Source organism: Haloarcula sp. Atlit-47R, from assembly GCF_003665985.1.
Taxonomy (GTDB): Archaea; Halobacteriota; Halobacteria; order Halobacteriales; family Haloarculaceae; genus Haloarcula; species Haloarcula taiwanensis.
In genome coordinates this window covers 610,388-625,249 of sequence record NZ_QPLQ01000001.1, presented here as the reverse complement: position 1 = coordinate 625,249, position 14,862 = coordinate 610,388, and the positions used below count along the sequence as shown (strand labels likewise).

The window sequence follows — 14,862 nt, the reverse complement described above, 5'->3', positions numbered from 1 at the left end:
AGCTTCAGAACTGCAGGATACCGTCTTCAGTGACGACCGTATCGAGCAGGCGGGTCGGCGTCGCGTCGTAGCCCGGATTGCCGATATCGAACCCCTCCGGCGGTTCGAGCATCACGTCCGACCCCTGCCGGAACGTGTTCCGGAAGCTGAAGCCGCTCCCGATGAACTTCGACGATGTCCCGACGACGGTCACGGGAACGTCAAGCTCGTTGGCCGTCGCGGCCAGCGGCAACGTCCCGATACGGTTGTACACCACGTCGTCGATGAGGCAGTTCATGCCGACGAAGACGCGGTCGGCCTCCGAGAGGTAGTGGCCCGTCGCACCGTCGACGATAAGCGTCACGTCGGCCCCGTCCCGGTCGGCCAGCTGACGGGCGGTTCGACGGCCCAGGAAATGCGGCCGGGACTCGCCCGCGTACAGGTGGAACTCCTTGCCGTCGTCCAGCGCTGTCATGAGCGTCGCCATCACTGTCGAGGAGTTCTCGTGTGTCACCAGCACGTCGCCGTCGTCGATGAGCGTCGCCGCCCGTTCTGCCGCACGGTCCTTGCTGGTCTCGATTTCCGTGACGACATCGTCGATTGTGTCACGCAGTCGTTCCTTGGCCGCCGGGACCGAGTCGAGGTCGGCGTCTTTCAGATCCGTCACGATGCGTTGCTGTGTCGTGTACAGCGGTGCATGCGAGCGGTTCGCCCGCTGGAGTGCGCTGCTGTTGCGCTCGACGACACGGAGAAAGTCCTCGACCGTGTGGCACTCGCGGTCTGTCAGTTCCCGGAGCGCGTTGGCAGCTTTCACGGCGGCAATCGAGGAGCTCTGTGTCTCCATCTCCTTGATCTGCCGCACGGTCTCGTTTATCATGAGTGCACGTGCGGCTGCCACCCTTATAACGGTACAGTCGGCTGACACCCCTCGCTTCCGGTTTGAATCAGGGCATGATGGACGGTTACGTCGACCCGACCACGTCTTCGTCAGTCGGGCCCTGACCGTCGAACTCGGCCACGAGCGCGTCCAGTTGTTTCGGGTCGTCGACGCCCGGGAGCGTCTGGTCCGCAGTCCGACAGGCAGCGTCAACGCCGAGGTTGTCACAGACGCGGTCGGCGGTCGCCTCGGCCATCTGCCGATAGGTGGTCAGCTTGCCGCCGACGATACTCGCCATGTTGTCGACGCCGTCGTCGGCATGGTCGAGCAGGAAGAAGCCCCGCGAGATACCGCGGCCGCGCTCCGCCTCGTCTGGCGCGTACAGCGGTCGGACGCCCCACCAGGTCCGGACCTCGGGTGCGTCTGCAACTGGCGGCAGCATCGCCGCACACTCTTCGATGCTCTCCTCGATCTCCCACTGCTCCGTCTCGTACTCGTCCGGGTCGCGGACGGGCACGCTCGTCGTTCCGAGGACGGCCTCGTTCTCGTGTGGCACGACGATGTCGCCGTCGTCGGGGTCCCGACAGCGGTTGAGTACCGGCCCGAGGGCGTCGTACTCGACTGAGACCATCACCCCTCGCGTCGGTTGCATCTCGACGTTGAGGCCGGCCATCGCGGCAAACTCGCCAGCCCAGGCCCCGGTCGCATTGACGACGTAGTCGGCCTCGATACTGTCGTCGGCTGTCCCGCCGACCTGCACGCCGACCACGTGCCCGTTCTCGACGAGGACGTCTTCGACGGGTGCGTGTGGGTGTATCGTTGCACCGTGGTCGCGCGCGTCTGCGGCGTTTGCGGCGACGAGCCGCGACGGATAAATGACGGCGTCCGGGACTTCGAACGCGCGCTCAACGTCGGGCGCGAGGTCGGGCACTCGCTCGCGGGCCGCATCGGCGTCCAGCGTCTCGACGGGGATACCGACCTCCGCACAGGCCGCCCGCTTGGCCTCGAAGTAGTCGGGGTCGTCCGCGGCGAGCTGGACGAACAACCCGCCGGTGTCACGGATGCAGGCTCCGGCGATCTCCTTGAGTATCCGGTTTTCGGCGATGCACTCCTCGGCACCGACCCGGTCGGCCTCGGCGTAGCGGGCTCCGCTGTGTAACAGTCCGTGCGAGCGCCCGGAGGTACCGCTTGTCAGCCCGTTGCGCTCGACGAGCGTCACGTCGACGCCACGGAGTGCGAGGTCACGAGCGACGCCAGCGCCGGTCGCGCCACCACCGACGACAAGGACATCCGTCTCAATTGCCATGTGTGTGGTTAGGGAGGGCGACGTAAGGTTCCTCCGACACCGGGCGTTTCGGCGACTGTACGTCCCGTTTCAGCACGCGGAAATCGCACAGACGACGGCAACGAACGCGATGTGGTAGTGCGGTCAGTTAGCACCTGACAGCTGGCTTTGGCGGCCAGTACTGCGTGTGTCAACTACACCGGAGGCGGCGTTTCGATCCGACCGTCGCGACATCGTTCGACAAGTGCGGTGGCCGTCTCAGATATCCTGGCCGGTCGGCCTGATCAGGAGTTCGTTCACGTCCACGCGGGCGGGCTGGCTCGTCGCGTACACAATGCCGCGAGCGATATCGTCGGGGTGGAGCATCGGGAGGTCCATCTCCGCGAACCGCTCCAGCACCTGCTCGTCCGGGACGTGCGTCGCGAGTTCCGTATCGACGGCACCCGGTTCGATAACCGTCGTCCGGATGCCCTGTGTCGTCACTTCCTGCCGGACTGCCTCAGTGAACGCGTTCACCCCGAACTTCGTCGCGTTGTAGCCGCTCGAATCGGCCGACGCACGGCGTCCCGCGACGGAGGAGACGTTGACGATGTGGCCGCTTTCCTGCTCTTGCATGACCGGGAGCACCGCGTGGGTGAGGTTCATCAGCCCGAGCAGGTTCACCTCGACCATCTGCCTGAGGTTCGCCCGGTCTGCCCGTTCCAGCGGTTCGAGCAGCATCACGCCGGCGTTGTTGACGAGGATGTCGATGCGACCGTACTCGTCGGTCGTCGCCTCGACCAGCGAGTCGATGTCGTCTTCCTCGGTAACGTCCGTCGGTACAACAAGCGCCTCCCCACCGGATGACTCGATCCGGTCCGCGAGCGCTTCCAGTTCGTCAGCGCGTCGAGCGGCGAGTGCGACACTCGCGCCCGCATCAGCGAGCGCCTCGGCAGTTGCCTCACCGATTCCCGATGAAGCCCCGGTGACAATCGCAACGTCGCCTGCAAGTCGCTGTGTGTTCTGGTCGTCTGTCTCAGATTTATCTGTCATCGTCGTCCCGTAGGTGCGACGGCCACGAGCGTGCTTCGCTTACTGATAAGCCCGTTTATGTGGCGACAGGGGCGGTGCGGTCGAACAGGGGAACGGCTACTGCGTGAGCGCGTTCCGGAACTGGTCGGGGCCGACCGTCGAACTGATGAGCTGTTTTTCGGCTCGGCGCAAGAGATCAGACGCCGCGGCGGCTGACACATCGAGTTTGTCGGCGAGTTCCGCCGTCGAGCACCGACGTGGCGAATCGTAATACCCCGCAGAGAGGGCGACGGATATCGCTCGATACTGCCTGTCAGTGAGTCCAAACTGGTCGCGCTCGCCGGGGTTCTCGGGGTCTGAAGCGATGTTCAGCAGTTCGAGCGGGATGTCGTTGACCGCACACCGGTCCTGTAGCGCACTGAACGCGTCGTAGTCGGAGAACACCTTCTGTTCACGTATCCCCTCGCCGGTGACCGTCGCGTCCATCGCAACGCCCTCGAACTCCGCCGGGTCGTGAGATGCAACAAGACTCGACGCGTTGTCGACGACAATCTTGTAGAACCAGCCGTTGGCCGTCTGTCCAATCTCCGCCGCATCAGTGATCTGTGGCTGGGCGTCCAGTTCTCGTTCAAACGCGTCGCGGGAGTCAGCGTCGACGCTAACCGTCAGCAGCAGCTTTCCGTCTTCGAGGCCGACGGCGTTCGAAATCGAAAGTTCGCCGCTCGGAACCGAGTCCGCCACGCCGACCAGCGGAAGGGTTTCGTCGGCGAGGAGGATTTCAGCAACGATAGCCATAGCGTCCCATCGGATTCGACGTATATAGTCGCCAGCATCGCGAGTACAGGCACGCGCTGCCAGCACTGCTCCGGGTTCACAGGCCCTCAGTCAGAACTGGATGCCGCCTCACCTCCCAGCAACTGTCGTAGCTGTTCGATCAGGCCGCTGCCCCTGGAGTATCCGCGGTATACCCGCACGGAATCGAAGCCGGCGTAGCCGTGGTGCCCGGATTCGTCCCGCTCCCAGTACAACCACGCTGTCTCCTCTCCGCCGTCGAGCCCCATCTCATCGACCGGGAACGTGAGAACGAGCGACGACTGGTCGTCCGTAGCCTCGTCTTCTGGTTCCGTGATCTCGCCATCATCGATGGGTCGAGCACCCCCGCCGTCTTCCAGTGCGAGACGCGAGCCGAACCGATAGCGCACAGCCCGCTCAGTGGGATCGAACGTCTCACTGTCTCCATCGCTGTTGATAAACTCCGACTGCTTGACCGCGACGGTGACGGTTTCGTGGTCCGATAGGTCGATGAAGCTCTCCGCGTTCTCGGGCTGAATCTCGATTGCGATCTCGACCGGAAAATGGGCCGCCGCGACGCCGCTCAGGCTCGGAACCGCTGCTGCGGTCGCCCCCGCACCAAGTGTGCCTTTGAGTATCCGTCGTCGTGTGGCGGTTGTCGACTCTGTGCTCTCACCGTTCGGTGCCGGCTGCGTTTGTTTCATACAAATGACCTGATCCGTGGGCACGGTTATGATAATTCTGGTGCATATCACGAAAATACACATTCAAATCGACAGCACGCCTGCAAGACTGCGTCTATCACCCAACACCAACGATTATTCGACAGTATCAGACGGCCCTACCCTGTCGAGATTATGTAATGTTGAGAAACCACTCTCCTCGGATCTCCGCTACCCCTCATATACTCTTTTCTAGCCTTTATATTTTAATTAAATTCCGAAAAAGCAAGTCTACAAGTTTAAGTACAATAGCTGGGCTAAAACTGCGTATGACCGCACAGGCTGCCGCGGAGACCGCGCCGGAGGTCCCCGCACCGACGCCACCGGATGACGCCGACGCCTGGTACGCGCCGGACGTTCGTGAGCAAGACGAGGTGTATCCGGGCGTCGTCGTGACCGTTCGACGAGGTGCAAATAGGTTCCGGTACGATGTCCGTGATCCCGTGCTCTCAGCGTCAGAAGCTAACGCACTGTCGACTGTCGAGGCGCACTTCGCAGGTGCGAATATCGAGCGGCCACGGACGCGTGAGGGGGCGGTGGAGCGAATGAACGGGGGGTTCGATGCGAAACACCGCCGGGTCATCGACCGATTGATCGACGCGTCGCCGGCGAGCCGCCGCCGAATCGAGTACCACGCGCTCTCGTCGCTGGCGTGTTTCGACGAGCTGACTCCGTACGCGCTGGATTCCCGTATCGACGTCGCTGACGTGACTGACGACGGTGTCGTCGTCCATACCGATGATTACGCCCCGGCCGAGACCGACCTCGGAGCGGACCCGGCGTATCTCAATCGGTTCGCGAGCGAGCGTGTCGAGCGCCACACTGTCCGGTTTCAGGGGTTCGAGATTCCGGTCGTCGTCTATCGCGAGCACCTCCTCGGCGCGGACCCGTTCACGACGAAGTACGCGGTTAGAGAGCCGGACCTGCTCCCCGGCGACGAACAACTCATCGAGGTGTGCAAGGAGCGCGTCTGGGAGACCGGCGTCGACGGCGTCGTTCAGGACCGTGTCGAGTTCGTGCGGGAGCGTGCCCGCTCGCTCTTGGCCCGGCAGCTAACCGTCCGCAACACGACCGAGTGGGTCGACGCCGCCCGCTACCGGCTGCGGTCGGCGCTGGCCGAACTCGACCTCGCCGTGCCGCCGGTCGACCACCGGTTCGCCGACGACCGCCTCGACGACCTGCTGTACTACGTGCTTCGGGACCTCGTCGGCTACGGCAAGCTCACCGTTCCCATCCGGGACCATACGCTGGAGGATATCGAGGCCAACCGGGTCGACGAGCGCGTGAAGGTCCTCCCACGCGCCGATCTCGGCCACGACGGCCGGGTACCGACCAATCTCGCCTTCGACTCCGAGGCGGCCTTCGTCAACGTCGTCACGCAGTTGGCCGCTGATGACGGTGTTGAACTCAACGCCTCGAATCCGAGCGCGAAAGTCAATATCGACCCTGATGGGGACGGTCTCCACGACACCGACGACACCATCCGCTGTGCCGTTGCTCTACCGACTATCAGCGAAGTCGGGCCCCACATCTCTATTCGAAAACAGTCGAGCGATGCGATGACACCGGTCGATCTGGTCCAGCGTAATTCGCTGCCGACGGAACTGGTCGCGCTGCTGTGGCTCCTGTACGAGTCTCACGGGGTCGTCCTCTTCTCGGGACCCACAGGAGCCGGCAAAACGACCCTTATGAACGCGCATATGCCGTTTATCCCGTATCGGGACCGTCCCATCAGTATCGACGAAGGGTCGCGTGAGGTTCGGATTCCTCACGAGACAGGTGTCTCGCTCACCACTCGGGACCACGAGCGGGACCACCGCCGCGTGACGATGGCCGATCTGATGACACAGTGCAATTATCTGAACCCAGATGTCGAGGTCATCGCCGAAATCAACACGGCCGCGTCCTTCGAGACCTTCGCCGAGACGCTCAACACGGGTTAAAGACAATAACTGCTAATAAACTATAGAGTGAGGGTAAGCGACTATTCTACTCCTCTAGGTTGGATGAACTGAGTGACTCTAAGACTCCAGACCCCACATCAAACTCATCCTCATCAAAATCTAATGCTTCAAAATACTGCTCGGTTGTGATTTCGTCGTTATCATAGAGTAACCCCAACTCTGAGTGTGATAAGCTTTCAAGCTCGGAAGTGTCTATGTCGCCAGTTGCTGTCTCTATCTCAACCTCAATATCCACGTTCGTATCTACTAATTCACCACGCCGGGTGTGTGAGGCATGGATTGCTTGCTTAACTAATGACTCAAAGAATTGCGGGTCATTGGCAAATGGATTCTCTTCTCCGGCGCGCTTTTGTTGCGATATAGTTCCAAGATACAGAAAAGTCAAGACGGCTGGGATTTGATTCGTCGGTGGAGTCTCGTCTAACGGCGTGGGTGTGCGGTTTTCATCGCCGCTGTAGTCTTCTTGTGCCGCTTCGGGGCCACTTCGGTCTGCTACTGTATTGGGGTCGTAGAATATCTGTCCTACATCCCGCAGTTCTAACTGTGATGCGAGCAGGTCAAAGTCTTCCAACGCTTCTTTAACACGGTTACGGATATTAGCCCGATAGTCTCTCTCTTTCTGTGATTTGGGTTCTGTGTCGATTCCTTCCGGTCCGTCAATCAAGTAGTCTCGCTGTTTTTCGGTGAGCATGTGCCTATAGGTACTACGCGAACCCACTAATAACCCATGGCCCCTGTATCTAACAGAGGCAATATAGGGAAGCCGTGAACGGCTCCGTGCCATTCCACGTGCTTCTGACGTTAGCAATCACGGTTCGGCAGAACCGACCCGCTGGAACTGTCCGGCGGGGACGTATCACCGGGCCGTGGGAACAAAATGAGCCACCTTGCGACGGAGTGAGTGGGTGGTAGGTGGGAACCCGAGGTAAACAGCCGAAGGTGTCCACAGTCTGATAAGGATGTATTGGTTACTGAGTGACTATTGCTGATTTCATCATGAGCATGAGAGAAACCACAACTATCGAAGTAGAGCGAACAACGTGGAAGGAACTGAACGCAAAGAAGCAACAGCCGGGTGAGTCCTTCAATGATGTACTAAACCGGCTTCTTGACGAGTGACGTATAGAATAGCGCCCGTCTGTGGCACACAGTTCCTACACAGGTCCACTGAATCCGGGCGCTCTAACTGGCAGGGAGAGACCCCTGCATTTCTGATTTAGACTTCTAACTAATGAGTCAATCGCAAACTGTCGAGAGAGGCATTGAAACGAATAACCGACCGGAAGCCACGGTCAACACTACGGCAGACGGTGAAATTCTGGGTGCTTGTCTGTTCCTCGGGAAAGAGGAGCTGGAAGCCCTTGGTGTCGACGACGCCGACCGCATTCACTACACTGTTGAAAACGGGACGGTCAAGCTGGAGGTTGCTGATTCATGAAGGATAGGAATGAAAGCATGGTAGACGGCGAGGGACCGTCTGATTACCAATATGAACTAGGTAATGAAGAATTTTCCGGTCCGTTCTGTGACACCTGCTGGAATGAAGCCGTGACTGAGGTTAACGGTGTGAATCTCTGCCGAACCCACAAAGAAGTGTACGTTGGGGTGACTAGCTAATGTCCGACCGCGAAACACTGGCCCGGCGACTGACCGAAGCCGGTCTTATCGAAGCGCGGCTTATCCCTGTGAAAGACGGAACAAAGGCGTCACAGGTGCGTCACAACGACGCCAGTAACCGTGAGAGTAGTTTCGCTAGTCTCTCCGGTAACTACGGTGTGTATGCCGGTGCGAACCCGTCAGGCGACCGCTGGCTGATTGACGTGGATATAGACGACTATTCAGAAAGTGCGGACAGTGACGCGCTGGAAGCCGTGAACAATCTTCCTGATACCCTGACGGTCAAATCACCACATACAGACGGCGATACTGGCGGCCATAGGTACTACTATGTTGACGGTAAAGACGTTCACAAGAGCATTGAAGCCGTCGCTGGAGCGATGAACCCCGGACCAAGTTGGGGAGAGATTCGCGTTCACAATCAGTATGTGGTGGGTCCGGCGAGCCAGCTTGATGGGTGCGATAAAGAGTGGTGCGACAACTGCTCAAAGCCTGACGGTGGCTACTACGAAATTGCCACCGATGCGCCAATAGCAGAGATTTCGCTGGCTGACCTCTTTGAGGTTATCAGGGCCGATGAGAGCGGCAAGGATACGTCACGCGCTACTGAAAGTGTGGATACGTCCGGTGGCACCCCCAACACAGACGGCGATGTAAGCCATGCTGAGGCTGTCGCAGAACACTACCAGAACATCAAGGATTATCTCTTGTACGGTAGTGGCGATAGGAGCGAATCCGACTTTCACGTCTGTTGTCGGATGATAGAACACGGTGTCAGTGAATCTGAAGCCTATCGGTTGCTGGCAAACAACAGCAACAGTAAGGTTGATTCCAACGATGCGTCAGACAACTACTGGCAATTGACGTGGAAACGGGCCAAACGGCAGGTCGGTGACGACGCTGGCAGTAAGTCACTCCCCACAACTGACGGCGGAACGATGACAACCGAAGCGGGCACAACAGACACCACTCAGACGAACACTGATACCCCGACATGGGACACAGTGTATCGACAGTACGACGGTGCTTCTGAAGCCGATGAACGAAAGCCTGCTCGGTATGAGGCGACAAAGTTGCTATCTGAAACACATCACTGGGCGAACCTCGAAGAGAACGACGTACTATACGCCTACGGCTCAGACACCGGGATTTACAATCCGACTGGAGAAGAGAAAGTTCGGGAGTTGCTGGTTAACAACCTAAGAGAGCAATACGCTAAGAACGAGAAAAACGAGATTCTAGACCAACTCCGTGGCAGGCATACAGTGAGCCAAGAGGATATGGGCGGACCAGCGAACCATATTCCCGTCCGGAACGGTGTTCTGGAGGTTCAGACCCATGGCATAGAGTTGAAAGACCATGCTCCAGAGTATCGGTTTCTCGGGTCGGTAGCAACAGAGTACGACCCGAACGCCGACTGTCCACAGTTCCGTGAGTTTCTAAGCGACGTGGTGCAATCCGAAGCCCAACGCAAGAAACTCCAAGAGTATGCAGGATATACTTTGATGCACTGGGGGCTTCCGTATCACAAAGCCCTGTTCCTTGTCGGTCCGACCGCTTCCGGTAAGTCGACGTTCCTTGATACGGTCCGAGCGGTTCTGGGTTCCGATACTGTGGTTTCACTCACACCACAGGAACTTACTGGCGAGCGATTTGCTGGCGCGGAACTGTTCCAGTCGTGGGCGAACTTCCGAAACGACATTCCAAGTTCGCTTATCGAGGACACAGGCGCTTTTAAAGAGATTACAGCCGGTGATAGCATCAAGGCAGAAGAGAAATTCAAAGACCCGTTCCGGTTTGAGCCGAACGCGAAACACCTCTTCTCGGCTAATCAACTCCCGGACGCCGAGACGGAAGATGAGGCGTTTTACCGTCGGGTTCTGTTGGTTCCGTTCCCGTCAACCGTTCCGAAGGCAGAACGCGACCCACACCTTGACGAGAAACTTCAATCAGAATTGTCCGGTGTCTTGAACTGGATGCTAGAAGGTCTCCAGCGGTTGATGCAACAGGGACAGTTCACCGCAGATCGGACACCGGGCGAGACACAACGGACGTGGGAGAAGTGGGGCAACACAGTCGACAGATTCCGTGAGATCTGTCTTGAGAAGAGTGAGGACGGGGAGCTTCCGAAAAAACAGGCATACCACGCATACCATGCGTTCTGTGAAGCCGAGAGCCTACCGGCAGAGACACAACACAAGATGACTCGTCGTCTCAAGAGTGAAGGTATTGCCGATGGGAGAGCGACAGTGAACGGAAAACAACAGCGCGTCTTTGTCGGTGTGCAACTCACTGGGAAGGGCGAAAGCTACCTTCCCGACACTTCCGATGAACCACAAGAGAGTGGGCTTAGACACTTCGACTAGAAAGTGTCTTTGGGTGTAGAACGCTTCTACTCCCGACAAACCACAGTATTGGGTGGTGCGTTAGACACTTTTGTTCCATTAATCGCGTACGTGCGTGTACGTGTGCAATAGTTCAAACCAAAGTGTCTAATTAGGACAGAGAATTGGTGTGTGAGTGGCTGAGATGGTTAAAAACCGTAAAGACACTTCGGTTTAGCCGGTAGGTCTGTGATGACCCATAATTGGCGAGCATCTACCTATGGACGAGAGAATATCAGATCTTCTGAGTGAGTCGTTTCTTGTGTCGCTAGTCGTCGTGTTGTTGGTTCTGTCGGGCCATGCAAGCGGTTCCTTGGCGGTTGTGGTGATAGGACTGGTGCATACGGTTCCAGCAGTGGTCGACGGCTACAGAACGGACAGAGCGGATTAGATAGCGAAGTAGCGGGCGATGACCCGAAAGGCGAGCAACTGGATTAAAGCGTAACGACGGTTGGCGGAATCCGACCATAGAGAACACTTCATAGCTATGAGTGACTACAGTAACATCGATAGTACAGAGAGTAAAGTGCGAGCGGCGGCGGCGGAACTTAACGAGCTGGCAGAAAAAGAGCGTATGGCCGAAAAAATCGTAGCCAACAGCGCGGAGTATGAGGACACCGACGCGGTGATTGAAGATTTCCCCACTAAGAAATCACTGGGGACGAAACTTGATATTCTCACCAAAGGCGCGGCCATGCCAGCTACGGGAGCAACAGCCAACGTCACCACTGACGGTCAAGACCCTGACGTTGGAAGCGGTATTCTCACCGATTTGTCGGTTAATGACGACGACAAGGATACCGAAGATTCCGATGCTGAGTTTGACGTTGGTTCGGGGGTGCTGGACTAATGCCAGCAGTTGACCGACCTAACGAACAAGATAGCGAAGAGGACCGGCTACCAGAAGGCACAACGACAGTTATCTGGGCGGCGGTCAGCGGGGGCTTCCGTCTGGGTAATCCGGATAAGTACCCTGAAGAGTGCTTCCCGGACGACTTGGATCTCTCACCTGTGCCAGCGCGGTTTGATGGAACAACCTCGCCAACTGTGACGTATGAACCCGGGGAAGAGCTTCCGCTACCAGTGGCGAAGGATATATGGCCGGACTGGAGCGAGCGTATGATAGCGATTAATAACGATGGGAAGCGGGTTGATTCGACTGGCGATAAGAACCTAAGCCCTGAAGCACTCGAACGCTGGCGGGTGCGAAACGAGTAACAGTTCATAGGGTAGCTCCCCTATCCATCAAGTTCTCCAACTGAACGAAAATGGGTGTGTTGTTATGTTTCTGTATCCCGGCGGCGGATTTTGACCGGGACTACAACGGGTGACGTACTCGTGACTAAGCAACTACCAATTACACTTCCAAACGTGATGCATCGCACTCAAACGCTTGTAAACGCCGATTCTATGGTCAAGCCCCGGGGGGTAAACCATGTCTGAGGCTGATAGCGCGAGCGCAGGCGCGCGAGAGTTACCCAACCGTGACGAAATTCTGGATTTGCTTGAAGATGGGATTCGGGAGGCTCACAGGAAAGTCAAAGAAGGGCGTGTGTACGACACAGAGAATGAAAAGGTCCGAATCAAGTGGATTAGAGCCTTAGCGTATTCAGCCAACGTGCATCGGCAAATGCAAAACGACAGGGATCTCGAAGAGTTATCGGAACGGCTCGAAGCCATTGAAGCACAACAGGAGCAACCATGACGCGCAAATCGAAGCGCGAGATTGAGAAAACGCTTGAAGCTCTTGAAACGGACCACAAAGAGTGGCCCGAAGATGCGGACCCATTCGAGTTGTACAGGTTAGCAGGTGGATCTTGGGACCCAATCCCCGAGGATGTCCTTGGCGATGCATGGCGCAATGCTCTTGAGCCGGTTGATGAGTAGTAACGACTTGTATAATAAGTCGTAACAGATACCGCGCTTTCGTGTTCTATCCTGCGGTCCATGGCTCTTGAGACGGTAGCTTAGTTACGGTTTTTGAAGTTTCCGCAGTAGACTGTCGGCGCGGCAACTTGGGGGATATGATTACAGATAGAAAACGGGGCGTGTGCTACTCGCTCAGTTCGTATACCGGAATCGGTTGATGAGATATGCGGGAACCACTATGATAGCGAGAGCAAATACCATACCGAGCAAATATGGCCATGCCCGTGGCGAATAATCAGTAGCTTTACGAACATATCTAATGTCGAGATAGAGCGTTATAATCCCTAAGAAGTAGAATATAAGCAACGCTCCGTCCGAGACATCAGCCATAGCATACGTCAAGAGCACAGCCACAGCCGCCACGTAATGCCATTTGTTAAATCCAGCAAATCCAGTAACCAGTGGTTCGGTTTTCGGTTTAGTGGAGGTTTCTGCTACTGAATCCTCTGTAGTTGGGACATAACCAGACGGAGTTGGTTCAGATTGCGTATTCTGCTCCGTTGAAGTGGATAAGTCCGTGTATTGATCAACAAGCGAACCCGCATCATACTGCCGGACCATATCAACAAGGCCATCCCCGTCAACAAGTTTCACATTTAGTTCATCCGCCCGGCTCTTGGCGCTACTGGTGAATGAGCTTGTGGTGACAATAACGACAGAGTCAGTATTGGGGACTTGTCGTTTTAGACTTGCATACTGCTGAATATCAGGACCGCCAACAGTCGTGTTTTCTCCATACCGCTTTGCCTGAATGACTTTCTTTTGATGATATGGTTTGTCTTTTTCAGCAATGACATCTATTCCGGCATCGGCAGAAGCTTGCGAAACTTCTGTGCGCCAACCAACTTTCTCCCACAAGTCGCCAATAAAATACTCAAACTCGTATTCGTCCATCGACTGCAACCGTTCTTTCAGTTCGGCATCATCGAGAGAATCTGTTTTTCTCTGCTGTTGGATAGTAGATGCTGAATTACCATCCGACGGTGGTCCACCCCCGTCCACTGAGAGAGATGAACCGCAACTCTGGCAGTATGACTGTGAATCTGCTGCTTCAGTACCACAGTCCGAGCAATATACCATGTGCCAAATGTTGAATATAGTGATAAAAAAGTAACCTTGATTATCTTATTTTTCTAGCCGAAGCTAGACACCAAACTTGTAGATCTGCTCGCGGTAGATAGGTTCAATATCCTCATAGTAGGTGTGTATATACTCGTCAATCGCGCCCCTGTCCTTGAGGTTAGCAGAGCCAGCTGTATCCCCGCGCATATACTTGATTAACTCTCGGTTCAGGTCTTGCTCAACACGCCAGTAGGTCGTAAAGCGGTGTCGCCCGAAGTGGCTAGTGATAGCCCTGTGGTCCTTGGTTTCAGCATACTCCGGCTGGAAAGCGTCTTTCCATATTTCGTTTACTCCTTGTTTGGTCATTTGCTCCCGCGTAGTTTGTGACAAGAACAGCCACGGTTCACCATTGTCGGGCCGAATCAGCAGATACCGGAGAAGCGCCCGACGTAGTTCATCATCCAAGGGGAGCATACGGGGCCGGCGAGACTTGTTTCCGTCTCTTTCATGTGGGATATAGACGGCGTTTTCCCGGTCCCGCTCTTTCAGTTCCTTGGCTTCGGCCATGCTGTCGTAGTGGTCCCGAACGTCCCGGTTCGATAGGTGGACTTCGGATAGTTTGATATTGCACACTTCGGTTGCTCGAAGCCCTAGCTTGAGTTGCATAAGCACAATTGCCCGGTCCCGAATGTTGGTAATCTCTTCAACCTTCTCCCGTAGTTCATCAACAGACAGACGGGGCGGTTCCTTGGGTCCATCATCGGTCAAATCAGCCGTGGCCTTTGCCAAGTCAATCGGGTTGTAATCCTGTGGGTGGGGAAAAGCGGCGTCGTCTTGCCAGTATTGATATGCTTGATTGAGATACATCAGCCGGTTCTTGATAGTTCCAACTGAGTTGCCACGTTCGTCTCTGTGGTACTCGATGAACCCCGTAACGTGGCTTTCGTTCGGACAAGCGGGGTGACGCCCCTGTTGGTCCATATAATCACGCCATTGCTGGAAGGAACGGCGATACTCCCCAACAGCGGCGTCAGACAGGTCTTTGCTATCTAATCGGTTCTGCTCATACAGCTCAAACGGATCGATTTCGGTTTCTTTGAACGTCTCTTCAAACTGTGCTAGCGGATCTAATTCACGGCCAAATGCATCGGCCAGTTCTTGTCGGGCGTCGTCACTCATGCTTTCTCCATTTTTCGGGACCATATCTTTCGGGTGCTACTCTCCGGTTCGACAGCGGCCA

15 protein-coding genes are annotated in these 14,862 nt (G+C 56.6%); 7 read left to right on the top strand and 8 right to left on the bottom strand.

The window, feature by feature from the left end; all coding sequences use genetic code 11:
- Window positions 1-4: 4 nt before the first annotated feature.
- The 5 genes from DVK00_RS03265 to DVK00_RS03245 form a co-directional block, all read right to left on the bottom strand.
- Complete coding sequence (locus DVK00_RS03265; protein ID WP_101350847.1) at window positions 5-856, bottom strand: translation initiation factor eIF-2B; 852 nt, start codon at window positions 854-856, stop codon at window positions 5-7.
- Between the two features lie 85 nt (window positions 857-941).
- Window positions 942-2,162: an FAD-dependent oxidoreductase gene (locus DVK00_RS03260; RefSeq protein WP_121577270.1), complete on the bottom strand. Its 1,221-nt coding sequence runs from the start codon at window positions 2,160-2,162 to the stop codon at window positions 942-944.
- A 237-nt stretch (window positions 2,163-2,399) separates the two neighbouring features.
- Entirely contained in the window at window positions 2,400-3,173 is a 774-nt protein-coding gene (locus tag DVK00_RS03255; RefSeq protein ID WP_121535357.1) for an SDR family oxidoreductase, read from the bottom strand.
- Between the two features lie 96 nt (window positions 3,174-3,269).
- Entirely contained in the window at window positions 3,270-3,947 is a 678-nt protein-coding gene (locus DVK00_RS03250; protein ID WP_121535355.1) for a helix-turn-helix domain-containing protein, read from the bottom strand.
- Window positions 3,948-4,033: 86 nt separating this feature from the next.
- Window positions 4,034-4,648: a hypothetical protein gene (locus tag DVK00_RS03245; RefSeq protein WP_232794480.1), complete on the bottom strand. Its 615-nt coding sequence runs from the start codon at window positions 4,646-4,648 to the stop codon at window positions 4,034-4,036.
- Between the two features lie 287 nt (window positions 4,649-4,935).
- Between DVK00_RS03245 and DVK00_RS03240 the strand changes: the two genes are divergently transcribed.
- Window positions 4,936-6,609, top strand: a complete 1,674-nt coding sequence (locus DVK00_RS03240; protein WP_121577269.1) for an ATPase, T2SS/T4P/T4SS family — start codon at window positions 4,936-4,938, stop codon at window positions 6,607-6,609.
- Between the two features lie 46 nt (window positions 6,610-6,655).
- Here the strand turns inward: DVK00_RS03240 and DVK00_RS03235 are convergent, their stop codons facing one another.
- Window positions 6,656-7,321: a hypothetical protein gene (locus DVK00_RS03235; protein WP_121577268.1), complete on the bottom strand. Its 666-nt coding sequence runs from the start codon at window positions 7,319-7,321 to the stop codon at window positions 6,656-6,658.
- A gap of 540 nt (window positions 7,322-7,861) precedes the next feature.
- Between DVK00_RS03235 and DVK00_RS03230 the strand changes: the two genes are divergently transcribed.
- The 6 genes from DVK00_RS03230 (at window position 7,862) to DVK00_RS21140 (ending at window position 12,518) form a co-directional block, all read left to right on the top strand.
- Window positions 7,862-8,068, top strand: a complete 207-nt coding sequence (locus DVK00_RS03230; RefSeq protein WP_121577267.1) for a hypothetical protein — start codon at window positions 7,862-7,864, stop codon at window positions 8,066-8,068.
- A gap of 178 nt (window positions 8,069-8,246) precedes the next feature.
- Entirely contained in the window at window positions 8,247-10,613 is a 2,367-nt protein-coding gene (locus tag DVK00_RS03225) for a phage/plasmid primase, P4 family (RefSeq protein ID WP_121577266.1), read from the top strand.
- A gap of 505 nt (window positions 10,614-11,118) precedes the next feature.
- Complete coding sequence (locus DVK00_RS03220; protein ID WP_121577265.1) at window positions 11,119-11,481, top strand: hypothetical protein; 363 nt, start codon at window positions 11,119-11,121, stop codon at window positions 11,479-11,481.
- Window positions 11,481-11,849: a hypothetical protein gene (locus DVK00_RS03215; protein WP_121577264.1), complete on the top strand. Its 369-nt coding sequence runs from the start codon at window positions 11,481-11,483 to the stop codon at window positions 11,847-11,849. The genes DVK00_RS03220 and DVK00_RS03215 overlap by 1 nt, the downstream gene beginning before the upstream one ends.
- A gap of 217 nt (window positions 11,850-12,066) precedes the next feature.
- Window positions 12,067-12,336: a hypothetical protein gene (locus tag DVK00_RS03210; RefSeq protein ID WP_121577263.1), complete on the top strand. Its 270-nt coding sequence runs from the start codon at window positions 12,067-12,069 to the stop codon at window positions 12,334-12,336.
- On the top strand, window positions 12,333-12,518 hold the full coding sequence (locus DVK00_RS21140) for a hypothetical protein (protein ID WP_147435868.1): 186 nt from the start codon (window positions 12,333-12,335) through the stop codon (window positions 12,516-12,518). Before DVK00_RS03210 ends, DVK00_RS21140 begins: the two co-directional genes overlap by 4 nt.
- 174 nt (window positions 12,519-12,692) lie before the next feature.
- Here DVK00_RS21140 and DVK00_RS03205 read toward each other — a convergent pair whose 3' ends face one another.
- Both DVK00_RS03205 and DVK00_RS03200 read right to left on the bottom strand, forming a co-directional pair.
- Window positions 12,693-13,562 (bottom strand): restriction endonuclease, encoded by an 870-nt coding sequence (locus DVK00_RS03205; protein ID WP_158598810.1) that lies wholly within the window; start codon window positions 13,560-13,562, stop codon window positions 12,693-12,695.
- A gap of 141 nt (window positions 13,563-13,703) precedes the next feature.
- Window positions 13,704-14,801: a tyrosine-type recombinase/integrase gene (locus DVK00_RS03200; protein ID WP_121577261.1), complete on the bottom strand. Its 1,098-nt coding sequence runs from the start codon at window positions 14,799-14,801 to the stop codon at window positions 13,704-13,706.
- Between the last annotated feature and the right edge of the window lie 61 nt (window positions 14,802-14,862).